This is a genomic window from Rhodobium gokarnense (assembly GCF_025961475.1).
Taxonomy (GTDB): domain Bacteria; phylum Pseudomonadota; class Alphaproteobacteria; order Rhizobiales; family Rhodobiaceae; genus Rhodobium; species Rhodobium gokarnense.
Genome location: NZ_JAOQNS010000007.1, coordinates 199,879 through 225,966, shown reverse-complemented (window position 1 = coordinate 225,966; position 26,088 = coordinate 199,879). Strand labels below are relative to the sequence as shown.

The 26,088-nt window shown below is 66.4% G+C and carries 25 protein-coding genes; 6 read left to right on the top strand and 19 right to left on the bottom strand.

Translation table 11 applies throughout. The annotated features are described in order from the left end of the window. Position 1: 1 nt before the first annotated feature. The 17 genes from M2319_RS14160 to M2319_RS14080 form a co-directional block, all read right to left on the bottom strand. Complete coding sequence (locus M2319_RS14160; protein WP_264602116.1) at positions 2 to 1,201, bottom strand: amino acid ABC transporter permease; 1,200 nt, start codon at positions 1,199 to 1,201, stop codon at positions 2 to 4. A 141-nt stretch (positions 1,202 to 1,342) separates the two neighbouring features. After that, entirely contained in the window at positions 1,343 to 2,371 is a 1,029-nt protein-coding gene (locus M2319_RS14155; protein ID WP_406682128.1) for an amino acid ABC transporter substrate-binding protein, read from the bottom strand. Beyond that, complete coding sequence (locus M2319_RS14150) at positions 2,368 to 3,075, bottom strand: GntR family transcriptional regulator (protein WP_264602115.1); 708 nt, start codon at positions 3,073 to 3,075, stop codon at positions 2,368 to 2,370. Before M2319_RS14150 ends, M2319_RS14155 begins: the two co-directional genes overlap by 4 nt. 284 nt (positions 3,076 to 3,359) lie before the next feature. After that, positions 3,360 to 4,481 (bottom strand): lactonase family protein, encoded by a 1,122-nt coding sequence (locus tag M2319_RS14145; protein ID WP_264602114.1) that lies wholly within the window; start codon positions 4,479 to 4,481, stop codon positions 3,360 to 3,362. Next, positions 4,474 to 5,670: a sugar ABC transporter permease gene (locus M2319_RS14140; protein ID WP_264602113.1), complete on the bottom strand. Its 1,197-nt coding sequence runs from the start codon at positions 5,668 to 5,670 to the stop codon at positions 4,474 to 4,476. The genes M2319_RS14145 and M2319_RS14140 overlap by 8 nt, the downstream gene beginning before the upstream one ends. Positions 5,671 to 5,675: 5 nt before the next feature. Beyond that, entirely contained in the window at positions 5,676 to 7,226 is a 1,551-nt protein-coding gene (locus M2319_RS14135) for a sugar ABC transporter ATP-binding protein (RefSeq protein ID WP_264602112.1), read from the bottom strand. A gap of 5 nt (positions 7,227 to 7,231) precedes the next feature. After that, positions 7,232 to 8,263: a substrate-binding domain-containing protein gene (locus M2319_RS14130; RefSeq protein WP_264602111.1), complete on the bottom strand. Its 1,032-nt coding sequence runs from the start codon at positions 8,261 to 8,263 to the stop codon at positions 7,232 to 7,234. A 156-nt stretch (positions 8,264 to 8,419) separates the two neighbouring features. Then, a complete protein-coding gene (locus tag M2319_RS14125) occupies positions 8,420 to 9,196 on the bottom strand; it encodes a FadR/GntR family transcriptional regulator (RefSeq protein WP_264602110.1) in 777 nt (258 codons plus the stop codon). A gap of 165 nt (positions 9,197 to 9,361) precedes the next feature. Continuing rightward, positions 9,362 to 10,291 carry a ribokinase gene (locus M2319_RS14120; protein ID WP_264602109.1) on the bottom strand — a complete coding sequence of 310 codons (930 nt, stop codon included), beginning with the start codon at positions 10,289 to 10,291 and terminating at the stop codon, positions 9,362 to 9,364. Positions 10,292 to 10,410: 119 nt separating this feature from the next. Further along, a complete protein-coding gene (locus M2319_RS14115) occupies positions 10,411 to 10,872 on the bottom strand; it encodes an RpiB/LacA/LacB family sugar-phosphate isomerase (protein WP_264602108.1) in 462 nt (153 codons plus the stop codon). A gap of 58 nt (positions 10,873 to 10,930) precedes the next feature. After that, positions 10,931 to 11,845, bottom strand: a complete 915-nt coding sequence (locus tag M2319_RS14110; protein WP_264602107.1) for an NAD(P)-dependent oxidoreductase — start codon at positions 11,843 to 11,845, stop codon at positions 10,931 to 10,933. A gap of 71 nt (positions 11,846 to 11,916) precedes the next feature. Continuing rightward, entirely contained in the window at positions 11,917 to 12,708 is a 792-nt protein-coding gene (locus M2319_RS14105; RefSeq protein ID WP_264602106.1) for a FadR/GntR family transcriptional regulator, read from the bottom strand. Between the two features lie 255 nt (positions 12,709 to 12,963). Continuing rightward, positions 12,964 to 13,818: an ABC transporter permease gene (locus M2319_RS14100; protein WP_264602105.1), complete on the bottom strand. Its 855-nt coding sequence runs from the start codon at positions 13,816 to 13,818 to the stop codon at positions 12,964 to 12,966. Positions 13,819 to 13,820: 2 nt separating this feature from the next. Further along, a complete protein-coding gene (locus M2319_RS14095) occupies positions 13,821 to 14,684 on the bottom strand; it encodes an ABC transporter permease (RefSeq protein WP_264602104.1) in 864 nt (287 codons plus the stop codon). Beyond that, a complete protein-coding gene (locus M2319_RS14090) occupies positions 14,681 to 15,796 on the bottom strand; it encodes an ABC transporter ATP-binding protein (protein WP_264602103.1) in 1,116 nt (371 codons plus the stop codon). The genes M2319_RS14095 and M2319_RS14090 overlap by 4 nt, the downstream gene beginning before the upstream one ends. A 91-nt stretch (positions 15,797 to 15,887) precedes the next feature. Then, positions 15,888 to 16,961, bottom strand: coding sequence for an extracellular solute-binding protein (locus M2319_RS14085; RefSeq protein ID WP_264602102.1), 1,074 nt, complete (start codon positions 16,959 to 16,961; stop codon positions 15,888 to 15,890). A gap of 239 nt (positions 16,962 to 17,200) precedes the next feature. After that, complete coding sequence (locus M2319_RS14080; protein ID WP_264602101.1) at positions 17,201 to 18,088, bottom strand: LysR family transcriptional regulator; 888 nt, start codon at positions 18,086 to 18,088, stop codon at positions 17,201 to 17,203. 117 nt (positions 18,089 to 18,205) lie between these two features. Between M2319_RS14080 and M2319_RS14075 the strand changes: the two genes are divergently transcribed. From M2319_RS14075 to M2319_RS14050, 6 genes are all read left to right on the top strand, one after another. Beyond that, entirely contained in the window at positions 18,206 to 19,210 is a 1,005-nt protein-coding gene (locus M2319_RS14075; RefSeq protein ID WP_264602100.1) for a D-cysteate sulfo-lyase, read from the top strand. 27 nt (positions 19,211 to 19,237) lie between these two features. Beyond that, positions 19,238 to 19,954: a cysteate racemase gene (locus M2319_RS14070; RefSeq protein ID WP_264602099.1), complete on the top strand. Its 717-nt coding sequence runs from the start codon at positions 19,238 to 19,240 to the stop codon at positions 19,952 to 19,954. Beyond that, positions 19,951 to 21,225 (top strand): histidinol dehydrogenase, encoded by a 1,275-nt coding sequence (gene hisD / locus M2319_RS14065; RefSeq protein WP_264602098.1) that lies wholly within the window; start codon positions 19,951 to 19,953, stop codon positions 21,223 to 21,225. The genes M2319_RS14070 and hisD overlap by 4 nt, the downstream gene beginning before the upstream one ends. 226 nt (positions 21,226 to 21,451) lie before the next feature. Further along, positions 21,452 to 22,510: a GSCFA domain-containing protein gene (locus tag M2319_RS14060; RefSeq protein ID WP_264602097.1), complete on the top strand. Its 1,059-nt coding sequence runs from the start codon at positions 21,452 to 21,454 to the stop codon at positions 22,508 to 22,510. After that, positions 22,507 to 23,193 (top strand): hypothetical protein, encoded by a 687-nt coding sequence (locus tag M2319_RS14055; protein ID WP_264602096.1) that lies wholly within the window; start codon positions 22,507 to 22,509, stop codon positions 23,191 to 23,193. Before M2319_RS14060 ends, M2319_RS14055 begins: the two co-directional genes overlap by 4 nt. 265 nt (positions 23,194 to 23,458) lie before the next feature. Continuing rightward, positions 23,459 to 24,634 (top strand): cytochrome-c peroxidase, encoded by a 1,176-nt coding sequence (locus M2319_RS14050; RefSeq protein ID WP_264602095.1) that lies wholly within the window; start codon positions 23,459 to 23,461, stop codon positions 24,632 to 24,634. Between the two features lie 225 nt (positions 24,635 to 24,859). On the opposite strand, the gene M2319_RS14045 is transcribed toward M2319_RS14050, so the two are convergent. Both M2319_RS14045 and M2319_RS14040 read right to left on the bottom strand, forming a co-directional pair. After that, positions 24,860 to 25,396, bottom strand: coding sequence for a peroxiredoxin (locus M2319_RS14045; protein WP_264602094.1), 537 nt, complete (start codon positions 25,394 to 25,396; stop codon positions 24,860 to 24,862). A 193-nt stretch (positions 25,397 to 25,589) separates the two neighbouring features. After that, positions 25,590 to 25,916: an antibiotic biosynthesis monooxygenase family protein gene (locus M2319_RS14040; RefSeq protein ID WP_264602093.1), complete on the bottom strand. Its 327-nt coding sequence runs from the start codon at positions 25,914 to 25,916 to the stop codon at positions 25,590 to 25,592. Between the last annotated feature and the right edge of the window lie 172 nt (positions 25,917 to 26,088).

Below are 26,088 nucleotides of genomic sequence, written 5' to 3'. Positions count from 1 at the left end.
CTCAGCGCTCCGGGATCTGGACATAGTGGTTGGCAAGATTGCTGAGCGCGCCGACGAAGAGCGAGATCGTCAGGTAGACGAGCGCCATGATCGAGAGCACCTCGATCGTTCGCCCGCTGTAGGTAAGCAGCGTGTTGGAAACGCTGAAAAGGTCCGGATAGCCAACAGCAACCGCGAGCGAGCTGTTCTTCAGAAGGCTGACATATTGCGCCGAGAGCGGCGGGATGATCGCGCGCAGCGCCTGGGGGACGATGACCTTGCGGTACATGTCCGCCCCGCCGAGCCCGATCGCCCTGGAGGCCTCCATCTGGCCGTCTTCGACGCTCCTGAGGCCGCCGCGGACGATCTCCGCGATGAAGGCGGCGATGTAGAAGGTGAGGCCGAAATAGATCGCCAGGAACTCTGGCGACAGGATCACGCCGCCGCGGAAATTGAAGCCGGCGAGCTCCGGCACCGACCAGGTCGCCGGCGCCCCGAAAAGGCCCCAGAGCACGAGCGGAAAGCCGAAGGGCGGCAGCACCCGCGCCCAGAACGCCCAGCGCCGGCGTTGTCCGGTGCGCCGCCTTCTATGGTCGGCAATGCGCCCGGCAACAAGCGAGGTGAGGACGCCGACGGCGAATGCCAAAAGGCACCACAGGAAGACGTCGGTCCGCTCCGGTGCCGGCAGCGTGAGGCCGCGGTTGGAGGCAAAGATGCCGAGGCCGATCTCCCAGGAACCGCGCGGCGCCGGCAGCAACGTGAAGAAGGTGTACCAGAAGACGATCTGGACGAGCTGCGGGCTGTTGCGGAAGAGGAGCACATAGCCGCCGGCAACGCCGGAGATGAGGCCGTTCTGCGACAGCCGCGCGATGCCGATGGCGCCGCCGAGCAGCGTCGCCGAGACAATGCCGAGGAATGACAGCACCACCGTGTTGCCGATGCCGACGAGGAAGGCCCTCAGATAGGTCTCTCCTTGCGTGAAGGAGAAGAACCCCTCGCCGAGCGGAAACGAGGTGCCGGAGAAGAGGAAGTCGAGGCCCGACGTCATCCCCCGCTCGTCGAGCGCGCGCATGGCGTTGACGGCCATCCAGGCAATCGTCCCGATGACGGCGGCGAGCAGCAGCACCTGCCAGGCGATGCCGCGCACCCGGGCGCTCCGCCAGAGCGGCGCGGCGGGAGCGGTGCGCCGCTCGGACCGGGATTGGACGACAGGGGATTTCATGGGACCAGGATCGATCGTTCAGCCAGACACCGGAGAGCATATCCCCGGCGAGACGCATGCGGCAGACGAAAGGGGCGGCATCCCCGCCCCGGCAAGGAGGGAAGCGGGGACTTTCCCCGCCTCCCGATTATTGGCCGTTGCTCACAGCGGCGGCGAATAGATCAGCCCGCCATCCGTGTACTGCGCGTTGTAGCCGCGCGGCAGCTTCAGCGGCGAGCCCATGCCCACATTGCGCTCATAGACCTCGCCGTAATTGCCGACCTGCTTGACGACGTTGTAGGCCCAGTCGGGGGTGAGGCCGAGGCCATCGCCACCGGCCTGGTCGACGCCGAGCAGGCGACGGACGGCCGGATCCTGGCTCTCCGCCTTCATCTGGTCGACGTTCTCAGAGGTCACGCCGCTCTCTTCGGCCTGGAACAGGGTGTAGACGGTCCAGGTGACGATATCGCGCCATTGCGGATCGTCCTGGCGCACCACCGGACCCATCGGGTCCTTGCCGAAGATCTCCGACAGGATGACGTAATCGTCCGGGTTCGGGGCGACCGAGGCGCGGGTCGAGCTGAGGCCGGAGGTCGACTGCACGGCGACGTCGCAGCGGCCGCCGAAGAAGGCGGTGTTGATCTCCTTCTGGTCCTCAAGGACGACCAGCTTCATGGAGATGTTGTACTTCTTCTGGATGTCGCCGACGACGCGCTCCGAGGTCGAGCTCGGACGCACGCAGACGCTGGCGCCGTCGAGTTCGGCCACCTTGGAAACGCCGAGCGACTTGGCCAGCATCAGGCCCTGGCCGTCATAGAAGGTCGGCGGCATGAAATCGAGGCCGAGGTCGGTATCGCGCGAGCGCGTCCAGGTCGTGTTGGCGACGGTCATGTCGACCTCGCCGGTCTGCAGCGCGGTCAGCCGCGTCTGGTTGTTGGTCTTCAGGAACTTGACCTTGTTGGCATCGCCGAGGACGGCGGCGGCAACGGCCCGGCAGGTATCGACGTCGAGGCCGTGCCAGGCGCCCTTGCCGTCGACGGAGGAAAAGCCCGGGCGGCTGCCGTTGACGGCGCAGGTGACGACGTCGGCGGCCTTCACGTTCTCAAGGGTGGACGCCGAAGCGGCCTGCGGCAGGGCGGCTGCCGCCAGAAGGGCAAGCGCCCCAAGGTGCATGCTGGAGGATAATTTCATTGTGTTGTCTCCTTCGGTGACATGTGTTCGGGGCGTTCCCGGCGGTCCCGCCCCGAGGCGGCCTCCAGCTTGATGCGGAGGTCCAGACCGCGGCTGAGATGCGCGGCCATCAGTTCGGAAGCGTGCTGCGAGTGCCGGTTCTCGACGGCTTCCAGAATGGCGATGTGTTCCTGCAGGGTCTCCCGCGCGAGGTCATGGTCGTAGTAGCGCGGCAGGTGGAAGACGAGGCGCGAGCGCATGCGCAGGAGGCGCACGCTTTCGCAGAGGGCGGCGCTGCCGGAGGCATCCATCAGGCGCTCGTGGAAGACGGTGCCCGCGTCGTCGATTTCCCGTGTGGTGAAGGCGCTGCTGTCCTGCGCCATCATGCGCAGCGTGCTGCCATGGGCCTTCAGCGCCGGCGTCACGCCGTTCTTGGCGGCAAGCTCCGAGCCGAGGCATTCCAGCGCTGCGCGGACCCGGTAGGTGTCGACGAGATCCTCGCTCGTCAACTGTCGCACGAAGGTGCCGCGCGCGGGCTTGACCTCGACCACCCCTTCCCGCTCGAGCTGGCGCAGCGCCTCGCGGACCGGCATCCGGCCCATATCGAGGCGCTCGGCGAGCTTGCGTTCCGAAAGCGGCTTTGCCGGATCGAGCTTGGCCGAAAAGATCAGATCGATCAGCCGGTGGTAGGCGCGGTCCCGCTCGAATTCGAAAGGATTGTCCATGACCGGTATGCTGGCTGACCGGTATACCAATTTCAAGCACAAATTTTGAACGCGCCCAAAATTTTGGCGCCGAGCAGCGACGGAAGGTCCTGGGAATGGGCTCGGTTACGGGATTTCGGTATGGACCGCGGCGCCGACGGGGCTGCGGAAAAGCGCACAAGCCCCGACGGATCGAGCCCCGCCCATCCCGCCGCCGGCAGCTCAAAAAGCAACGGGCGCGGCCGTGTGGTCACACACATGCCGCGCCCGCATTCAAGCTCTCGGTGAGGATTTGACGCGCGAACTCAGCCCTTCGGCACGAACGCCTTGACGCAGGTCGGGCTGCCGACGGGGAGCCTCCAGCCGGTATCGCTCAAAAGACCCGTTTCCGGGTCGATCGCGAAGACCGCAATGCTGTCGCTGTCCTGGTTGGCAACGACCATGTGGCGCCCGCTCGGCGTGATGGCGAAGTTGCGCGGGGTTGTCCCGCCGCAGGGCGCGTGGCCGATGGCTTCCAGAGCCCCGCTCTCCCGGTCGACGGAAAAGCAGGCGATGCTGTCGTGGCCGCGGTTGGAGCCGTAGAGGAAGCGGCCATCGGCGCTGACCTGAATGTCGGCGCACTGGCTTTCGCCGGAAACGTCTTCCGGCAGCGTGGAGATTTCGAACACGGGGCCTTCGAGCCGCCCGCCCTCGCGCCGATAGACGACGATGGCCGAGGTGAGTTCGGTGATGACGTAAAGGTGCCGGCCGTCCGGCGCATAGAGAAAATGCCGCGGGCCCGCGCCGGGAGGCAACACGGTCTCGGCGTCTGCTGCCGGCGTGAGTGTCCCGGCCACGGTATCGAAGGCGTAGTGGAACAGCCGGTCGCAGCCGAGGTCGGCGACGCTGATGAGGTCGTTCTCCGGCGAGGCAATGGCGCTGTGCGGATGGGGAAAGCTCTGGCGATCCGGGTTCGGCCCGCTGCCCTCGTGCTTGACGCTGGCGCTCGCCGGCAGAAGGCCGCCGTCCTCGCGCACCGGAAACACCGCCATCGCCTGGCCGGGCAGTTCGCCCGGCGTCTCGTGCGAATAGTTGGTGGCAAGGACGTAGCGGCCGGAGCGGTCGAGCCACAGATGCGCCGTCAGGCTGCCGGGCACGACCTGCTTGTTGATGTAGGTGAGCGCGCCCGTCGCCGGATCGAGCTTGTAGGCCGAGACCAGCCCCTCGTTCCACTCCCACACCTCACTCGACGCAAAGACCCGTCCGGCTGCAGGGTCGACCGCAAGGAAGGTCGGGTTGTCGATGTCGCCGGTCTGCGACAGGCAGGCCCAGGCCCCGGTGTCTTCGTCGAGGCTGAAGATCGAAATGCCGGTGCCTTCGGCCCGTTCGAAATAGTCGATCGGCCGGTTGACGCCGCCGACGGCGAGCAGGCAGGTGCTGTCAGCCATCGAGCGCACTCCTGCCGCGGCTGCGGATATCCGCATAGACGGCTGCCAGGAGGACGAGGCCGACGGCGATCGACTGGTAGGCGGAGGGAAGGTTCATCAGTCCCATTCCGTTGCTGAGGCTTTCCATGAGCACCGCGCCGATGACGGCGCCCGCCACCGTGCCGCGCCCGCCGAGGAGGCTCGTCCCGCCGATCACGGCAGCCGCAATGACGTTGAGTTCCATGCCGGTGCCGGCGTTCGGAGGCGCGCTGGCGAGCCGGGTGACGAGGACGAGGCCGGCGATACCGTAAAGAAGTCCCATCCCCATGAAAACCAGGAATGTCTGGGCGGTGATGTTGATCCCGGCAAGCGCCGCCGCCTGGCGGTTGCCGCCGATGGCATAGAGCCGCCGCCCGAACGCCGTCAGCCTGAGGATCGCGCCGGCAACGATGACGACGCCGAGGAGGATCAGCACCGGCAGCGGCAGCCCGCGATAGGCAATGGCAACGGCGGCCGTCGCCGCGGCGAGGATGCCGGTGAAGACGGCGGGAATGACGATGACGGAGAGCGCCGAAGCGGCAATGCCCGCCGCGCGCTGGGCGTTGTATTCCCTCACCTGCAGCGCGGCGAGCCCGGCCCACAGGAGGCCGAGGACGATGGCGCTGATCCAGCCGGGCAGCATCGCATCGGAAATGAACAGCAGATCGGCGTCCGGCGCCATCGTCTCGCTCGACGTGATGACGAGGGCAAGGCCGCGGACGGCAAGGAGGCTCGCCAGCGTGACGATGAAGGCGGGCACCTTCAATATGGCGATCCAGAAGGCATGCCAGATACCCATCATGAGACCGACGACCAGCGTCACCAGGATCGTCGCCGGCACCGACAGGCCGTAGCGCGAGGACGCCATCGCCGCGATGACGGCGCAGAACGAGACCGTGGCCCCGACCGACAGGTCGATATTGGCGGGTACCATCACCAGCACGACGCCGGCCGCCAGCATCGCGGTGATCGCCACCTGACCGCTGAGATTGGTCAGGTTGCGCGGCGTCAGGAAGATGCCGTTGGTCAGCACCTGGAAGATGAGCCAGACCAGGATGAGAATGGCGATCATGCTGAACGAGCGCATCTGCGCCCCGGACAGCGCCCCGATCAGGCCGCGCGCGGGACCCGGCGTCTTCCCGGTTTCCACCGACATTTGCGTTTGGCTCATGGCATTCACACCCCAGAGGACCCGGCGGCGGCAAGCATGATATCGGCCTCCCGGAACGGACCGGACGACCACTCGCCGGCGACCGTGCCGTCGCGCATGGCGATCACGCGGTCGGACATGCCGATGATCTCCGGCAGGTCCGTGGAGACGATGATCACGGCCTTGCCCTGCCGCGCTATATCATTGATGAGATTATAGATTTCGACGCGCGCCCCGACATCGACGCCGCGCGTCGGCTCTTCGAATACGATGATGTCCGGGTTCGACCGCAGCCACTTCGCGGCAACGACCTTCTGCTGGTTGCCGCCGCTGAGGTCACCGACCGGCTGCTCCACGGAGGCGACCTTGATGCGCAGGGCATCGACATACTGGCGCACCGAGGTGAGCTCGCTGCGCCGGTCGATCATGCCGCCGTCGACGAGGTTGCCGAGGGACGCGAGCGTCAGGTTCGCCGCCACCGACATGCCTTGGACGAGGCCGTCGCGCTTGCGGTCGCTCGGCAGGTAAGCGATGCCGACGGCCATCGCCTCGCGCGGCGTGCGCAGAAACACCGGATCGCCGCCGATCTTCACCGTGCCCGACACCTTGCCCTTGTGGGCACCGAACAGCGAGCGGGCCAGGTCCGACGATCCGGAGCCGACCAGCCCGAAGATGCCGAGGACCTCGCCGCCGCGCACCGAGAGCGTGACGTCGCGCACCGGGTCCCGGCGCTTTGCCGCCGGGCTGCCGACGGTCCAGTTCTCCAGCGACAGACGCACATCGCCGGGCGTGCGGGTGTCCTTCGGATAGAGCTCGCTGAGATCGCGCCCGACCATCGCCCGCACCACCCGCTGTGGCGGATGCGGTTCCTCCGCAATGCGGAAATTATCGACGATGCGCCCGTCGCGCATGACGGTGACGGCATCGGCGATGGCCTCGAATTCGGCCAACCGATGGGAGATGTAGAGCGTCGTCACGCCGAGATCGCGGAACGCGCGCACGCGCTCGAACAGAAGCTCGGTCTCCTGCGCCGTCAGGCTCGCCGTCGGCTCGTCGAGGATCAGGATCCGCACGCCTTGCGTCATCGCCCGGGCGATGCTGACGAGTTGCTGCTCGTGGGAGCGCAACTCGCCCATCTTGGTGAGCGGCGATATCGGTAGCCGGAAGGTCTCCAGCCAGCGCGCCGTATCGGCGAGAAGCTGGCGCAGGTCGATGACACCGCGGTGCTGCGGCTCGCGGTTGAGATACAGGTAGTCGGCGACGCTGATCTCCGGGACGATGTTGAGTTCCTGGGGAACCAGGAACACCCCCGCGCGCTCCGCGTCGCGCACGCCGGCAAAGCGCACCGGCTCGCCGTCGATCCGGATGGTGCCGTCGTAGTCTCCGGCGCCGATGACGCCGGAGATGATTTTGACAAGCGTCGACTTGCCCGCCCCGTTCTCGCCGGCAATGGCGTGAACGTCGCCGGCAAGCCACGAGACGTTGACGTCGGCAAGCGCATAGGCCGCGCCATAGCGTTTGCTGACGTCGATCGCCTCGATGGCGACCTCGGCCGTCTGGGCAGGGGCAAGCGACATGACCGTCAGGCCTTCGCGAACCACCAGGCATGATCGGACGTCATCTCGTCGATGTTGTCCTTGGTCACGTTGACGTTCGGCACCTTGATCCACGGCACCGGCTTGCCCGATCCGTTGTCGATCGTGCCGGCCGCATCGACCTCCTTGCCGGTCGCCAGGGCCAGCGCCGACTGCGCGGCCTGCCGGCCCATGCCGTCGAACTCGCTGAAGTTGGAGACGCTGAGGAGGCCTTCGCGGATCAGTTCCTGGGCGTGCGGCTCGCAGTCGACGCCGGTGACGAACACCTTGCCGGCAAGTCCCTGGGCCTGCAGGGCCTGGATGGCGCCATAGGCCATGCCGTCATTGCTGCAGACGACGGCGGCGACGTCGTTATTGGCCTGGGTCAGGGCGTTCTCGACCTGGGCCCTTGCCGAATTGGTCGACCATGCCTTGTTGTATTGCTGCGAGATGACGGTGATGTCGCCGGCATCGATCGCCGGCTGCAGGGCGTTCAGGTTGCCCTTGGCAGTATCGACGGCAACGCTCATGCCCTGGTCGCCGAAGCACAGGATGTAGTTGCCCTTCGGCCTTGCCTTAAGGGCGGCGGAGCCGATGCTCTCGCCGATCTCCACGGCGTCGCGGCCGATGAAGACGGCAACGTCCGACTTCGGGATCAGGAAGTTGTAGTCGATGACCGGCACGCCGGCGCGCTTGGCCTTGACGACGAGGGCCGCCGCGGCATTGGCGTTGACCGGCGTCAGGACGAGCACCTGGACGCCGAGCGTCAGCATGTTCTCAACCTGGTTGGCCTGCTGGGATTCGGAGTTGTTCGAGGACTGGACGACAATGTCCAGATTGAGCTTCTTGGCTTCTTCCTCGAAAAACCGCTGGTCGGCGGCCTTCCAGCGCATCTCTTCGTAGTCGGGGACGATGAAGCCGACCTTGACCGGCTCTGCGGCCAGGGCAACGCGCGAGCCGAGCGCCAGGCTGACGGCGCCGACGAGGGTCCCTCTCAGAAAGTCCTTGCGCGTGAGTGCGAATGCGTTCTTGTCGTACATATTTCCTCTCCTCCCGTCTTTCTTCGCTGCTGGGTTTCGGCCGGCACGGGGCTCCGACCGACGTTTCTTTTTGTCCGCGACGCTGCCGCGGCCGTCATGCGGCGCGGCCGGGCGGGAGCGGGCGTGCCCCCTCGACCTCCCTCGGTCGCCAAGTCCCTAGGTGGTTCGCGCGCCCGCGCGATCGGCATCGCCCCGGACCATTCTGAGGAACCGGGCGCGGTGCAGGCGGGCGCTGATCTGGAAATGCTCCCTCATCTTTCGTTCCGCGTCGTCCGGATCGCCGTTGACGATGGCAACGAACACCTCGCGGTGGGACTCCACCAGGTGCAGCGTCACCTCCTGGTCGGGAATGACGAGGCGCCGGCGCTCCACATGCGAGCGCATCAGCAAGGGCTCTATCGCCCGGTACATGGTGATGAGGCTGGGGCTGCGGCTGGCCTTGACGATCGCCAGGTGGAACGCATGGTCGGCAATGCCGCCGCGCTCCGGGTCCTGCAGCGATTCCACCAGCGTTGCCAGCTTGCCGTTGATTTCGGCGAGATCCGCATCGCTGGCCGTGGTGCAGGCGAGCCGGATGGCCTGGCATTCGATGGCGGTGCGCACCTGCAGCACGTCGTCGACGACGTTCGGCTCCTGCGCCAGGCAGAACACCAGGGCATCGCCCAGCGCGCTGATATCGGCCCGGCCGATGGTCGTTCCCCGCCCCTGCCGGACGTCGACGAGGCCAAGGACGGAAAGCGCCCGGAGCCCCTCGCGCAGCAGCGGCCGGCTGATGCCGAGCCGGGCGCAGAGATCGCGCTCGCCGGGCAGCCGGTCGCCCGGCTTGAACTCCCCGGAAATGAGCTTTTCGCGGACATAGGCGATGACCTTCGCCGCGCCCGAAATGTCGGAACCCCTGGCCGTGGCGGCCGTATCGTCATCTGACCTGTCCATGGTCTGACCACTATCGGAAAAACGCCCAAATGGCAACCTGGAAACCGGCGCCAAAATGGTCGCAGGTATCGAGTTTAATTGGCTATTTTCCGGGGATAACAACACTGGTCTTACCACTTGTTCTCAAAAGTCGCCCCGAGCCGACGACAGGCCTGATCCGGGACCTCAGACGCGCTCCGGTTCGGCAAGTTCGGACAGCCGGCCGGCGACCGCATCGAGGCCCGGCAGGCTCGGCTGGGCGCCGGCCGTCTCGCAGGCAAGCCCGGCCGCCACGGCAGCCCAGCGCATCGCCGCCGGCAGGGCATCACCGAAGCCGAGCCGCGCCGCCAGCCAGCCGACGAAGCCGTCGCCGGCCGCAGTCGTGTCGACCGGCTTGACCGGCAGCGCCCCGACGCGCCAGGCGCCTTCGGGCGAAAAGCCGATCGAGCCGGCCTCGCCGAGCGTCACCACGCAGGTCCCGCCGGTGCGCCCAGCAAGGAAGCGGCCGCAGTCGAGCGGATCGCCCCTATCGGTATCGAGCCCGCGGGCGACGGCAACGGCCTCGCCCTCGTTGACGACGAGGACATCGATGAGCGGCAGGATCTCTTCCGGCAACGGCGCGGCCGGTGCCACATTGAGGACGGTCCGGGTGCCGCGGTCGCGGGCGCGCCGGATCAGCGCCCAGTTTTCCGCCGCGGTGACCTCCATCTGCAGGACCAGCGTCGTCTGCGGCGTCAGCATCGCGTCGGCGACGTCGGCGGCACGCGCTTCGAGATTGGCGCCGCCGGCGACCATGATCTGGTTGGCGCCGGCCGCATCGACACCGATCGCTGCGCATCCCGTCGGCGCCGCGATGCGGTGCACGAAGCTGGTACCCACCCGCGCGCCTTCCAGTGACCTCAGCAGGAGATCGCCGAAGCTGTCGGCGCCGACGCAGCCGGCCATCTGCACGGGAACCCGCGCGCCTGCCGCCGCCACCGCCTGGTTGGCGCCCTTGCCGCCGGGAATGACCGTGTAGCCGGGGCCGATGACGGTCTCGCCCGGCGCCGGCAGCCTGTCGACCGCAAACACCAGATCGGCGTTGAGCGACCCGAAGACGAGAATGTTGGCAGCCACCGGAGGAGCCTCCGTCTAAAGCGTATTCCCGAAACGTGGAGACCGGTTTTCGGATAAGAATACGCGTTAAAACAAACGGTCAGAGCGTTTCAGGCGATTCCGTAATCGCGTGAAACGCTCTAGAGATCGCCTTCCAGGTCGGAAAGCTTGCAGACCCGGCGCACATGCTCCTCGCGCGGGTCGAATTCGGCCTTGAGGAACGCGGTGAAGAGGTCGCGCGCCAGCCAAGCCCCGACGATCTGCGCGCCGATGCACATCACGTTGACGTTGTCGTGCTCGACGCCCTGGTGCGCGGAATGGACGTCGTGGCAGACGGCGGCGCGGATGCCCCGCACCTTGTTGGTGGCGATCGCCGCGCCGACGCCGGTGCCGCAGACCATGATGCCGCGCTCCGCCCTGCCCTCCAGGATCTCCTTGCAAAGGGCGCGGGCAACGTCCGGGAAGTCGACCGGCTTGTCGTCATAGGACCCGACATCGGTGATCGCGTAGCCGAGGTCGCGAATGACCTCCAGGGCAAGGCCCTTCATCGGAAATCCGGCGTGGTCGGACCCGATGACGATGGTCTTCTTGTCTGCCGCCATGTTCTGGTCGTCCTCTCGGGGGCCCGCACGGATCGGCGGGACCGGGTGTTCGCCGGCGTCAGCCGGCCTGGTTGGTCATGCGATCGATGGTCCGGAACAGGGCCTGGTTGCCGTTGCCGCCCTCGCCGTGGGCGCGGGTTTCCAGGTACAGCGTCGTCGCCATGGCAAGGCCGGGCAGCGGCAGCCCCTTGTCGAAGGCCGCCTCGTTGGCAAGCCTCAGGTCTTTCAGGTGGAGATCGATGCGGAACCCGGCGCTGGTGTCGCCGGCAAGCACCTGGGGACCGAGATTGTCCAGCATCCACGACCCGGCGGCACCGCCCATCAGCACCTCGCGCAGCAGGCCGAGATCGCCGTCGAAGCTGCGGCACAGCGCGAACGCCTCGCACATTGCCTGGATGTGGCTGGCGGCCATCAACTGGTTGCACATCTTGAACACCTGGCCGGTGCCGATCTCGCCGACGTGACGGATCGTGCTGCCCATCGCCTCCAGCACCGGACGGCCGCGCGCGAACGCCTCCGCCGCGCCGCCAACCATGATCGAAAGCGTGCCGGCAACCGCGCCCTTCATGCCGCCGCTGACCGGCGCATCGAGCATCGCGATGTCGCGCCCAGCGAGCACCCCGGCCATTTCCTTGACGGCCGTCGCCGAGATCGTGCTCATGTCGATGACGAGGCTACCGGGCGTCATCGCCGCGCCGAGCCCCTCCTCGCCCATCAGCACGGCTTTCACGTCGGGCGTGTCGGGCAGCATGGTGACGACGACGTCGGCTTCCCGCGCCGCGGCGTGGGCATCAGCCGTGACCTCAATACCCTCCGCCGCAAGGCCGTCGAGGACCTCCTGGCGGGTGTCGAAGGCAACGACGGGAACGCCGGCCTTCTTGAGATTACGGATCATCGGCGCGCCCATCACCCCGGCGCCGACGAACAGAAGGCGCGAGACCCCGGTCGCGGAAGACGTGGCGGTATCGGTCATGGAAAGAAGTCCTTTCGTGCGGAGGCCGTCGGGGGAACGAACCATCGGGCGGCACTGTTGGGCGGGCAGCCTCAGACGGACCAGAGGCCGAGGATTTCCTGGCGCGCCGCCGCGTCGCGGAACTCGTTGCCGATGGCGAAATGGCGCCGCAGCACGGCGTCGACATTCTTGGCCTTGCGGTCCACGAGCGTGGTCAGGATGCGGCGGTGGTCGTCGACCACATAGGCGCGGAACGCATCGGTCGCGGGGATGCTGCGCCGGCGATCGACGTGGTTGCGCTGCAGGAGGTCGGCGAGCGTTGCATAAAGGGCGGTGAGCACGGGCGAATGGGCGGCGGCGACCAGTTCGGAGTGGAAGGCGTGGTCGGCGCGCGCGCCGGCTTCCGGATCGTCGATGGTGCGCTCGATCTCCTCGACCGCGGCGCGAAGGGCGTTGATGTCGCTGATCGTCGCGCGCTCGCAGGCGAGCCGTCCCGCCTGGCACTCGACGGCGATGCGGGCCTCCATCACGTCCTCGGTGACCGGGACGTCCTGAAGCAGGGCGAAGGTGAAGAATTCGGCCAACGACGAGGCATCCGGGCGGCACAGCACGGTGCCCGATCCCTGGCGGATGGCGACGACGCCAATCATTTCCAATGCGCGAAGGGCTTCCCGGAGCACCGGCCGGCTCATGCCGAGGAGCGCCGCAAGGTCGCGCTCCGGCGGCAGCCGATCGCCGGCGGCAAGGGTACCATCCTCGATCCGTCCGCGCAGGTAATGGAACACGATGTCAGCGCTGTTGCCGGAACGTCCCGTCGGCCCCGCGCCAACCGGCATCGCGGTCTGAGTCTGGAGGTTGGCGCGGGATTTTTCCGACGTTTGCATGCGAGGACTTTTCTTTATTGGTCAGGAAGCCCTACGCCAATTGGTCTGACCATTCAAGGGCATTTTCGCAGACCAATTCGATCCCCAGGACGGCCGATGGCGGCGAACGCGCGGAAATCCGGGCCCTGCCCGCACACGATGCTACACAGGCGCGCACCCGCCTCGAACGGGCGCGCTCCGGCGGTTTTCCGAAAAATCGTCGATGGGAGGAAGGCGGAGCGGAAGCCGCTCAGCGGATGCCGGACGAGTCGCCGCTCAGTCCTTGCGCCCCTGCAACAGTAGCGAGACGAGGCCAAGGGCGGCCGAGGCGACCATCAGCAGCAGCGAGACGGCGTTGAGGACCGGCGTCGAGCCTTCCTTCAGCCGGTCGAACATGGTGATCGTCAGCGGCGCGTCCGACCCGACCAGCATCAACGTCGTGTTGAAGTTCTCGAAACTCATCAGGATGGCGACGACGGTCGCCCCCGCGATCGCCGGGAACAGGAACGGGATGGTGATCGCCCAGACCGCGCCGAGCGGCGTTGCCCCGAGGTTGAGCGCGGCCTCCTCCAGCGAGCGGTCGAATTTTTCGAGCCTTGCCGAGATCACCAGCGTCGCGAAGGTGGCAATGAACGAGAACTGGCCGAGGATCACCAGCGGCAGGCCGGGGCGCAGGCTGTCGAACCACATGCCGGTGGCGTCTTCCAGAGTGTTGGCGAGCGTGTTGGAGGCAACGAGGATCGAGATGCCGAGGATAATGCCGGGAATGACCAGCGGCAGGAGCATCAGGACGTAGAGCCCGTTCTTGAAGCGGAACTGGTGGCGCACGAACAGGAACGCGTTGGTGGTGCCGACAGCAACGGACAGCACCGCCACCCAGACCGCGACGAAGGCCGACGTCCAGATCGAACGGATGATCGGCCGCTCGTTGAAGACGCCGAGGCGCGGGCGCTCCGTGCCGATGAACCAGTCCCAGGTGAAGCCCTGCCAGGGCAGCGACGGGAAGAGGCTGTCATTGAAGGCAAAGACGCAGACGACGGCGAGCGGCAGCGCCAGATAGATGAAGAAGGCCAGCACATAGGCCCGGTAGGTCCAGCGGAACAGCGGGCTCTGGCGGATGGTCGGGATCATCGTCAGCGCCCCATGGTTCTGGTCAGCGTCTGGCCGGAGAGCTTCAGGCCGGCCCAGACGATGGTCGAGGACAGCACCAGCAGCAGCATGCCGAAGGCGGCGCCGAGCTCCCAGTTGAAGCGGGTGATGAACTGGGAATAGATCAGCCCGGTGAACCACAGGCTGTCCTTGCCGCCGAGGAGGATCGGCGTCAGGTAATTTCCGAGCGACAGCATGAAGACGATGATGCAGCCCGACACGATGCCGGGCATGGCATGCGGAATGACGATCTCGCGCCACACCGAGACGCCGCCGCCGCCGAGGTCGTAGGCGGCCTCGATCATGCTGTCGTCGAGGCTGTCGAGGGTGGTGACCAGCGGCACCACCATGAACAGCATCGAGGTGTAGACGAGGCCGACCATGATCGCCGCGTCGTTATAGAGGAACTCGATCGGCTCCGAGGCGAGCCCGATATATTGCAGGAAGCCGGAGACGAGGCCGCTCTCGCGCAAAAGGATCATCCAGCCATAGGTGCGCACCAGTTCGCTGACCCAGAACGGAATCAGGCAGAGCAGGAAGAGGATCGTCTTGGAGCGGCCGCGGGTCAATTTGGCGATGTAGTAGGAGACCGGAAAGCCGATGAGGAGGGTCAGCGCGGTGGCCAGGATCGACATCACGGCCGTGCGCATGAAGGTGTTCCAGTAGAGCGGCTCGTTGAAGAACACCATGTAGTTGGCAAGGCCGAACTCGTACTCGCGGACCCCGACCTTTTCCCTCAGCGAGACATAGAGGATCTCGATATGCGGGATGACGATGAGGGCGACGAGCCAGATGAAGAGCGGCGCCATCAGGAGAATGAGCGTCAGTCGCTTGCCGCTAGCGTTCATCGCCCCTGCTCCGCCGCCGCAAAGCAGAGCGTCTGGCCGGCATCCCAGCCCACATGGACGGTATCGTCGCGCTTCAGGGAATGGAACTCGCCGGTCTGCGGCAGCGCCACGTCGATCTCGCCGCCGGTCGCCGCATCGCGGATCAGGACGCGGCTGTTGGCGCCGTTGAAGAGCACGCTGTCGACGACGCCCGACGAGACGTTCGGCTGGCCGGCCACGCCGTCGGCGGCGTGCGACAGGCGCACCGCTTCCGGGCGGACAAAAACCTCCACCGCATCGCCGACGCCGAGGCTGCCCGCCGCGGCCGTGCCGGAAAGCGCGAACCCACCCGGCGTGCGCACCTTCAGCGCCGTGCCGTTCGCCTCCTCCACTTTGCCGGCAAAGCGGTTGCTTTCGCCCACGAAGCCGGCAACGAAGGCGGTCTCGGGATTGTAATAGAGGTCGCGCGCGGTGCCTACCTGCTCGAAGACGCCGTGGTTCATGACGGCGATCTGGTCGCTCATCACCAGCGCCTCGGACTGGTCGTGGGTGATGTAGACGAAGGTGGTGTTGAACTCCCACTGGAGCTGCTTCAGCTCGATCTTCATGTGCTCGCGCAGCTTCAGGTCGAGCGCGCCGAGCGGCTCGTCGAGCAGCAGCACATCCGGCTCCAGCACCATGCAGCGGGCGATCGCCACGCGCTGCTTCTGGCCGCCGGAGAGTTCGTCGACGCCGCGCGGGCCCGCGCCCGGCAGGCCCACCCGCTCAAGAACGGCCTCGACGCGCTTGGAAATTTCGGCCTTGGCAACGCCGCGGCGCCGGAGGCCGAAGCCGATATTGGCGGCGACGTTCATCATCGGGAACAGCGCCAGGTGCTGGAACACCATGCTGACCGGCCGCTTGTTCGGCGGCACGTCGAGCATCGAGCGGCCCTTGATGAGGAGGTCGCCGCTGGTCGGCTCAAGGAAGCCGGCGATCATCCGAAGCAGCGTGGTCTTGCCGCAACCGGACGGGCCGAGGATGGAAAAAAAGGTTCCCGGGGGGACCGAAAAACTGACATCGCGAACCGCCTTGAAGGCCGCGAAGTTCTTGGAGATGTCGCGGCAGTCGAGGTCGTTGACGGCTTCGGCCATGGACGGGCGGCCCCCGGAATTCTCGGTCGTGAAGGAAAGGACGGGAGGCGGTGCGAAAAGCACCGCCTCCCTCGTTACCCCGCAAACGGGATCAGTTGGCGGCGTTGACGCGGTCGAGGACGGCGCCTTCCAGCGCTTCCAGACCTGCCGGCACCGGCGGATACCACTTGATGTTGTCGATGGCTTCCTGCGGGAAGCTCTTCTGGTAGCGCGCCTTCAGCTCGGCGTTGACGTCAGCATCGCCGCCCTTGGAGGCGGTAAAGTTGCCGGCCGATTCCGTCACCAGCGCGGCGTTTTCCGGCTTCATGACGAAGTTGATCCAGTCATAGGCGGCCTGATCGGCGCGGCCGCGCTTCGGCAGCGCGAAGGTGTCGATCCAGCCGAGCGCGCCGGAGGTCGGGGCAACGAAGGTGATGTCGGCATTCTCCGCATTCAGCTTCCAGCCGCCGGTGTCCCAGGCCATCGCGGCAACCACTTCGCCGGAGCGCAGGAGATTGGTGATCTCGTCGCCGCCGGTCCAGTAGGTCTTCACGTTGGGCTTGCAGGAGATCAGCTTCTCCTCGACCTTGGACAGGATGTCCTTGTAGGCGGCCTCGTCATTGTAGGCGGCGAACGGGTCGAGGCCCATGGAGAAGGCAAAGCCGATCAGCGTCGGGCGCTTCAGGCGGTAGGAAACCTTGCCGGCGACGTCGTCGGAGCAGAGGTCCACATAGTCCTTGACGCCGGGGGCCGCGGCCGTGTTGACGACGAGCCCGCTGGTGCCCCAGACATGCGGCACGCCATAGACCTCACCGTCATAGGTGGTGTTGCCCTTGGTCGCTTCCAGCATCGACGGGATGAACAGGGCGGCGTCGACCTTGGAAAGGTCGATCGGCTTGTAGATGCCGAACTCGGCCTGGGCGCCGGCGATGCGGTCCTGGCTCGGCTGGGCGAGGTCGAAGCCGCCGCCGTCGGTGGCGCGCAGCTTGGCGATCATTTCCTCGTTGTTCGACAGCGTCACTTCGACGGTGTGGCCGGTCTCGGCCTCGAACTTCTCGATCAGGTTCTCCGGCGCATAGCCGCCCCAGGTCAGAAGGCGCAGGGTGTCGGCCTCGGCAGAAGGCGCCAGAAGCAGCGCGCCGGCGGCAAGACCGGCAAGCCCGGACATCAGTTTCGTTTTCAGCATTTGTCGTGTCTCCTGTCTCTCTCGTTGCGGCGTGGCCTCACAATAGCCCACTTTTTTCCCAGCTAACCACCGTCCTGACAAGGACTGTCGAGCAGCCGTCCCCGAGTGTTTGCATCGGGCGTTCTGCAACGGCCCCGTGTGATCGCCGACTCGCCGTCCGGTGACATAATCCCTTCTGTGCGACAGAAACATTTCAGTGGTGCCCGGACAAGGACGGAACCTTGCCGGAAATGTCCGGCTCAGGCCTTCGCGGCGTCGGCAAGGACCGACCAGATGCGCTGCTCCAGCGCCGAGCGGGCGCCGATCAGCCGCGTGGCGACGACGGCCACCTCCCCCGCCGGCAGGCGGCCGGAGAGGTTGGCAAGCCGCCCGGCATCGATGGCGTCTGCGGCCATCGACCCCGGCAGCCAGGCGACGCCGACGCCGGTCTCGGCGAGCCTCAGGGCCGCGAGCGTCAGCGCCGTCTCGACCCGAATGTCCGGGCGCGAGAACTCCGCGATCGCCGGCAGGATCTCTTCGGCCATCCATTTTCCAAGAAAAACATCCGGCGGGTAGGCAATGAGGGGGAGCGTTTCGCCCGACAGTTCGCCGGCAAAGTTCGGTGCCGCAACGGGGAGCAGCGCCTCGGTGCCGAGAACGCATTCTTCGAGATAGGCCTCCGGCCCCGCCGCCACCTCGGCCCTGGAGCGATAGGTGACCGTCAGGTCCGCCTCCTTGTTGATGAGCATCGCCGCACAGTCCGACCGGTTGGCCGAGCGCAGCCGGATCTTGAGGTCGAGGGGGGATAGCGGCCCGGCGATCAGCTCCGGCAGCACGGAGGTGGCGATCGCGTGCTGGCTGGCGATCACCACCCGCGATCCCGCATCCTCCTCGGCCTGGCGCAGCGTGCGGATCAGCGCGCCGAGGTCGCCGGCGACCCGGCGCAGTTCCTCCTGGCGGCCCAGGAGGGCCGGCGCCGGCCGCACCGGCTTGCGGCTGCGGTCGAGGAGGTCGACGCCGAGATGGGCCTCGATGGCGCGGATGCGGCGCGAGAACGCCGGCTGGGACAGGAAGCGCTTTCCCGCCGCCTCGTTCAGCGAGCCGGCCTCCAGCACCGCCACCAGATCTTCCAGCCATTCCAGTCGCATGGTCGCGTCTCCCGCCTAAAATGCAAGAGTTGCATATTAGCGGGGCGATTTCGCATTTGAAGCCCGGGCTTTGCTGCGGCAAAATTCGCCGAAGGTATCAACCCAAGGAGTTCTCCCATGCATTTCGCGCGTTTTCCGCGGCTTCACCTCGCCCATCTGCCGACGCCGCTGGAGCCGATGCCGCGCCTTACAGAGGCGCTCGGCGGGCCGCAGATCTGGATCAAGCGCGACGACTGCACCGGCCTGTCGACCGGCGGCAACAAGACCCGCAAGCTGGAATTCCTGATGGCCGAGGCATTGCAGCAGGGCGCCGATACGGTGATCACGCAAGGAGCCACCCAGTCGAACCATGTGCGCCAGACGGCCGCCTTTTCGGCCAAGCTCGGCCTCGACTGCTACGCCCTCCTGGAGGACCGCACCGGCTCCAAGGACCCGGACTACCGGGAAAACGGCAACGTCCTCCTCGACAACCTCCACAATGCCACGCTGGAACACGTCCCGGCCGATTCCGACATGGTCGCACTTTGCGAGGAAACGGCGGAAAAGCTGCGCTCCAAGGGCAAGAAGCCCTACATCATCCCGGGCGGCGGCTCCAACACCACCGGCGCCCTCGGCTATGCCAATTGCGCGCTGGAACTGGTCAATCAGGCCAACGACCGCGACCTTGAGATCTCGCACATCCTGCACGCCACCGGCAGCGCCGGCACACAGGCCGGCCTCATCACCGGCCTGAAAGCGCTGAACGCCAACATTCCGCTGCTCGGCATCGGCGTGCGCGCCCCGAAGGAAAAGCAGGAGGCCAACGTCTTCGCGCTCGCCGAGGCGACGGCCGAGCGGCTCGGCTGCGCCGGCGTCGTCAAGCGCGACGACGTCGTCGCCAACAGCGACTATGTGGGCGAAGGCTACGGCATCCCGCACGAGACCACCATCGAGGCGATCGAGATGTTCGCGCGCTACGAGGCCATTTTGCTCGATCCGGTCTATTCCGGTAAGGGCGCGGCCGGCATGATCGACCTCATCCGCAAGGGCGCCTACGGCAAGGACGAGACCATCGTCTTCCTGCACACCGGCGGCTCGGCGGGCCTCTTCGGCTATCGCGGCGCCTTCGGCTTTTCCGCTTAAAGGCGCAACGGAACGGAGCGACGAGGCATGCCGCGCAGGCTCGGCATATTGGGGGGCATGGGGCCGGAGGCGACGGTCCTCTTCATGACCCGCATCCTGGAGGCGACCCCGGCAGCGGACGACGCCGACCACATCCCCCTCCTCGTCGACAGCAACACCGAGGTGCCGTCCCGGATAAAACACCTAATCGAAAAGACCGGCACCGACCCGACGCCGGTGCTGATCGCCATGGCCGAGCGCCTGGCGGCCGGCGGCGCCGAGGCCCTCGCCATGCCCTGCAACACGGCACACAGCTACCTGCCGGCGATCGTCGGCGCGGTTGCCGTGCCGTTCTTCGACATGGCCGGACTGACGGCAGCGCGCGTCGCGGCGATTGCGGCCCCCGGCCCCATCGGCATCCTCGCCTCGCCGGCCGTCGAGATTACCGGCGTCCTCGCCCGTGCACTCGAAAAGGAAGGCCGCGAGGCGGTCTATCCGGACGACCGCGGCGCCCTCCTCGCCGCCATCCGCGCCGTCAAGGCCGGTCACCGCGACGAAGCGCTGCCCACACTCGTTGCTGCCTGCGATGACCTCGTTGCCAAGGGTGCAACGGCCGCGATTGTCGGCTGCACGGAGTTCTCGCTCATCGGCCGGCGCATCGACCATGCCCTGCCGCTGACCGACAGCCTCGACGTCCTGACGGAGGCCTGCGTCGCCTTCGCCCTCGACGACACCCAAAAGAACGCCACGGGAGCGCGCCCATGACCGTCCGCCACCTGAAGCAATCGAAGCCCCGCACCGTCGCGGAAAACCGCGCCGTCCCCGACCGGGTCTCCGAAATGCTCGCGGAACTCCGCGACGGCGGCGAGGAGCGCGCCTTGTCTTACGCCCGCGAGCTCGACGGCTGGCAGGGCCCGGTGGTGCTCGACCAGGCGGCGATCGATACCGCCGCGGCGCGGCTGAGCGGCACGGTCAAGGACGACATCGCCTTTGCCCGCGACAGGATCCGCCGCTTTGCCGACGCCCAGCGCGGCACCATCACCGACATGGAGATCGAGATGGCACCGGGCTTCTGGGCCGGCCAGAAGTCGATCCCGGTCCATGCCGCCGGCTGCTATGCGCCGGGCGGGCGCTACAGCCACATCGCCTCGGCCTTGATGACCATCACGACGGCCAAGGCCGCCGGCGTCACCCATGTGACTGCCGCCTCCCCGCCGCGCGGCGACAAGGGCCTTGCCGACGAGATGGTCTTTGCCATGGACCTTGCCGGCGCCGATGCGATCCTCTGCATGGGCGGCGTCCAGGCGGTTGCCGCCATGACCTTCGGCTTTTTCGGCCTGCCGGAGGCGGACGTCCTCGCCGGCCCGGGCAACGCCTTCGTCGCGGAAGCCAAGCGCCAGCTTTTCGGCCGTGTCGGCATCGACATGATCGCCGGCCCGACGGATTCCCTCATCATTGCCGATAGCACGGCCGAGGCGGAAACCGTCGCCTGGGACCTCGTCGGCCAGATGGAGCACGGCGCGGATTCGCCGGTCTGGCTGGTGACCACCGACAAGGCCCTCGCCGAAGCCGTGATCGCGCGTATCCCCGACCTCGTCGAAACCCTACCCCAGACCAACGCCGACAGCGCCCGCGCCGCCTGGGCCGACCGCGCCGAGGTCATCCTCTGCGACACGGCCGAGGAAATGGTCGAGACCGCCAACCGCATCGCCCCGGAGCATCTCCACGTCCAGGCCGATGACCTCGACTTCTGGCTCGCCCGGCTCGCCGCCTACGGCTCCCTCTTCCTCGGTGCAGAGACCACCGTTGCCTTCGGCGACAAGGCGTCGGGCCCCAACCACGTGCTGCCGACGTCGGGCGCCGCCCGCTACACCGGCGGCCTCTCGGTCCACAAATTCCTGAAGACCGTCACCTGGCAGCGCACCACGGCCGAGGCCGCCCGCCCGGTCGCGGAGGTCACCGCCCGCATCTCGCGCCTGGAAGGCATGGAAGGCCACGCCCGCACCGCCGACATCCGCCTCGCACCAGGGGATTGACGGCTCCTTTGCGCCCTGCGGCTTGAGGCCGCGCAAAACCCGTCGCCCTTTCCCACCAGCCTTGAGCGCCGGAGCGCGGCGCGATATATCCCGGCCGTGCAATCATCGGGACGTTCCGGCCCTGCGCCTGCAAGGGGCGCGTGCCGATTGCGGTCGGACCGGGTAGAGGGCACACTGCCGGAAAGCGGGCGACCGCTGACGGAACGAGACGACGGGAATTCGGACCTTGGCAAATCCCTATACCGGCAAACCCGACCGCGCCTTCTGGAAACGGGCGGTTTCCAGCCGCCATTACAGCCAGCTCAGCGACCTCGCCGAGCCGATCGACGGCTTCCTGGACGCCAGGATCGCCACCGCCGGCAGCTGCTTTGCCCAGCATATCGGCCGCTACCTTCGCAACAACGGCCTCAACTATATGGATCTGGAGCCGGCACCGGCGATCCTGTCGCCGAAATCCGCCGACCGCCTCGGCTACGGCGTCTATTCCTGCCGCTACGGCAACATCTATACGAGCCGGCAACTGGTGCAGCTCTTCGACGAGGCGTTCCGCAAGCGCGAGCCGGTGGATGCCATTTGGCAAAAGGGCGAGCGGTATTACGACGCCCTGCGCCCGGGCATCGAGCCGGACGGCTTCGTCAGCCCCGAGGCGGTGCGCATGCTGCGCCAGTCGCACCTGTCGAAGGTGCGGCGGATGTTCCGCAAGCTCGACATCTTCGTCTTCACCCTCGGCCTGACGGAATGCTGGGTGTCGACCCGCGACGGCACCGCCTATCCGATCGCGCCCGGCGTCATCGCCGGCACCTATACGCCGCAGGACTATGAATTCCTCAACCTTCGCCACCGCGATATCATGGACGACCTCGTCCGGTTCCGCGTCGCCCTGAAGGAGGTCAACCCTGAGGCCCGCCTCCTCTTCACGGTATCGCCGGTCCCGCTCGCCGCCACCGCGACCGACAACCATGTGCTCGTCGCCACCACCTATTCCAAATCGGTGCTGCGCGCCGTCGCCGGCGAGATGACCGACGAATTCGACGACGTCCACTACTTCCCGTCCTTTGAGGTGATCACCGGCCAGCCGACCCGTCACGCCTTCTACGAGCCGGACCTGAGGAGCGTTGCCGCTGCCGGCGTTGCCGAGGTCATGCGCCACCTGCTTCCGGAAGATGCGCTCCCGCAGCGCCCGCAAAAGGCGAAAGGCAAGCGCCGCAAGCTCTACGCCGATGAGGCGGACGTCGGATACGAGCATTGCGAGGAAGGCCTCCTCGCCGAGGCGGCCGGCGAATGATCAAGATCTTCGGGGATTCCCACGCCAACCGCATCCGCAAGCTCGGGACGATCCCGGAGGGCATTGAGGTCTTCGGCTCCCATGGCCAGAACGTCCTGTCCTTCCGCCTGACCGAGGAAGATCGCGGCCTGCATATTTTCGCCGACAATTGGGAGGGCGTGCCGCCCCTCGACGTCACCCTCCTGCCGTCCGACCTCAACGTCCTGTCCGGACCGTTCCATTCCAGCCCGATTTCGCGCAACGACACCTGGCAGCGCCATTGCCACTGGACGCTGCACAAGGCTTTCCCGAAACTGTCTCCCGTGTCCGACGCCGTCATGGACGCCGTCGTCGACGACCGGCTCGCCGCGATGTTCCGGCTCATCAAGGCCTGCAAGGAGAAAGACATCCCCATCGTCGTCATCGAGGCGCCGCTCATCCGTCTGACCGAGGCGACGCTCCGCGGTATCGAGGAAGAGGTGCTGGTCGACACCGACCGGCGCTATCGCGACACGGTCCGCGCCCGCCTCGCCGCGGCCGGCGTTCCGGTCATCGCAACGCCGCCCGAGACCAATGACGGCCGTTTCATGAAGGACAAATTCGGCGCCGGGATCGCCACCGACGTCCATCACGGCAACCGCGATTACGTCAGACTGGCGATCGAAAGCGTGGCCGCCTTCGCCAGGGCGCACGGCTATTGCTGAAAGCGGCGTTCCGATGCCGCTTTTCCCGGCAAGGACCGCGAGCGGCAGGCCGGGATCCCTGAAGCCGCGGCCGGCCGGGCGACGAAAACACCAACGCCCCAAGCAGGTTTTTTTACGCCTTTGACCTCGATCATGGCCTTAAGGGCCGGATTCGCTATTCACTCGCAATCGCACATGATGCTATGGCGCTTGGGAGCCCTCCCGCCGCGGCGCCGCAAGAGTGCGCGGGCGACCGCAAGAACGCTGCAAGAAGCACGAGACCGCGATGACTGGACGAAAAGCGACCTTTCCGGCCCTCCTTCTGGCAGCAGGCCTTGCCGCCGCCGGCCTTGGCCCCGCGCCGCTATGGGCGGCGGAGCCGCAATACGCCACCATGGAAGATCTGGGCGAAGCGCTGTTCTTCGACACCAACCTGTCTAAGAACGGCACCCAGGCCTGCGCCACCTGCCACAGTCCGGACAACGGCTTCACGGACCCGCGCGAGACCGATGCCGGCCGCGCCGTCTCGCTCGGCGACGACGGATCGTCGCTCGGCGACCGCAACGCCCCGACCGCCTCCTATGCCGTCTTCTCGCCGCCCTTTCATAGGCGCGAGGACGGCAAATATGTCGGCGGCCAGTTCCTCGACGGTCGCGAGAAGGACCTTGCCGGCCAGGCCGGCGGCCCGCCGCTCAATCCGATCGAGATGGGCATGCCCCACAAGGCGGCCGTGGTGGAACGCCTGAAGGACAATCCGGCCTATGCGGAGGCCTTTCCGCGGCTGTTCGGCAAGGACGTCTTTGCGACCGACGAGGCCGCCTATGGCGCAATGGCCGCGGCGATCGCCGCCTTCGAGGGGACCGACACCTTCGCCCCGTTCGATTCCAAATACGACCGGTTCCTGCGCGGCGAGGTCAAGCTGACCGACCAGGAGGAACTCGGCCGGCTGCTGTTCTTCTCCCAGCAGTTCACCAACTGCAACCAGTGCCACCAGTTGCGCCGGCTGCCGGGCCAGAAGCAGGAGACCTTCTCCAACTACGAGTACCACAACATCGGAATCCCGGCGAACACGGCCGTGCGCGTCCTCAACGGCGTCGCCAAGGACCATGTGGACCGCGGCCTGTTGGACAATCCGGCCGTCGACGATCCGGCCGAGGCCGGCAAGTTCAAGGTGCCGACCCTGCGCAACGTCGCCGTCACCGGCCCCTATATGCACAACGGCGTCTTCACCAAGCTGCGGACCGCGATCCTGTTCTACAACAAGTACAATTCCAAGAACCCGGAGCGCCAGGTCAACCCCGAGACCGGCCAGCCCTGGCGCCAGCCGGAGGTCGCCGAAAACATCTCGCTGAAGGAGCTGGAATCGGGGCCTGCCCTCGAAGACAAGCGCATCGACGCCCTCGTCGCGTTCCTGAAAACGCTGACCGACAAGCGCTACGAGCACCTGTTGAAAGACGACTGAATTCTCCCGCCGGATTCCTCAAAAGGTCCGGACAAGAAAAGGCCCGCACCGGTGTCGGCGCGGGCCTCTTTTTCGAGCTTGTCGTGCGCGCTCCTCCATGACCCATCGTGCGAGAGGTCGCGGCAAGCACACCTATAAGTTGGCTATCCGACTTGTCGATCTTCCGTAGTCAGTACGGAAAATCCGTGTCGACGGCGCCGGCGCCTTTGCGCCGAACACCCAGAATTAGTGGGTGCTGCTCTTCAGCCAGGCGAGGACCGTGTCGGCGTCGCTGACCTCGAACGGGTCGGACGGGCAGTTGTCGCTGTAATCCGGCTCGATGAACATCTTCTCGATGGTGCCGTCGTTGACCACCGCAGCGTAGCGCCAGGAGCGCATGCCGAAGCCGAGGTTCGACTTGTCAACCAGCATGCCCATCTTGCGGGTGAACTCGCCATTGCCGTCCGGCAGCAGGAACACCTTCTCGGCGCCCTGGTGCTTGCCCCACTGGTACATGACGAAGGCGTCGTTGACCGAGATGCAGATGATCTCGTCGATGCCCTGGGCCTTGAACTCGTCGTAGAGCTCCTCATAGCGCGGCAGGTGGCTGGTCGAGCAGGTCGGCGTGAAGGCGCCCGGCAGCGAGAAGATGACGACGCGCTTGCCCTTGAAGAGATCCTCGGAGGTGACGTCCTTCCACTCGAACGGATTCGGGCCGCCGAGCGCCTCGTTGCGCACGCGGGTCTTGAAAACGGTCTGGGGTACAGTGTTGACCACAGGCATGGGTTCACTCCTTGACAGGGTTGGGACTTGATCGTTTGAAACCGGATCGAACGATCCGGCGAAAGGGCGAAGATGAGATTGTCCGAAGACACAACAGTCCGGGAGGCAGACAGTTGAGAACGGTTATAAAATGAAAGCAGCCGGTGCGAAACCCTCCTGACGCTGCGCCGCCGAATTTTTGGAGAAGCCTCCCCTATCCGTCGGACTTGCCGATCGTTTGCAGCGTCTCGAAGCTCTCGAAATTCGGATGGCCGAGGGTCACCGGATCGGAGGATTTGCCGGCGTTCTTGTGCGCCTTGCGGAAGCTTTCCGACTTGGTCCAGGCAACGAAGTCGTCCTCGCTCTCCCAGAAGGTGTGCGAGGCATAGAGGATGTAGTCCTCGTGTTCCGGCCCGCGCAGGAGGCGGAACTCCACGAAGCCCGGATTGTTCGGCAGGTCGCTGTCGCGGCCGAGCCACATCGCCTCGAAGTCGCCCGCCTTGTCCTTGATTACCTGAAAACGGTTCATTGCCAGAAACATCGGACCTGCCTTTCCCTTGGGTTCCCCGACGCCCCCCGCGTTGCGGCACAACGAGTGCTGCGCTGCAGCGTCAGGGACTTCGCCGATCGAACGCCTCTAAAACTACTGTTTTTTTGCAGTGCGGCAAGGCCCCGTGTGATCAACAATCGCGGCGGCCGCGGCAAGACGGCCG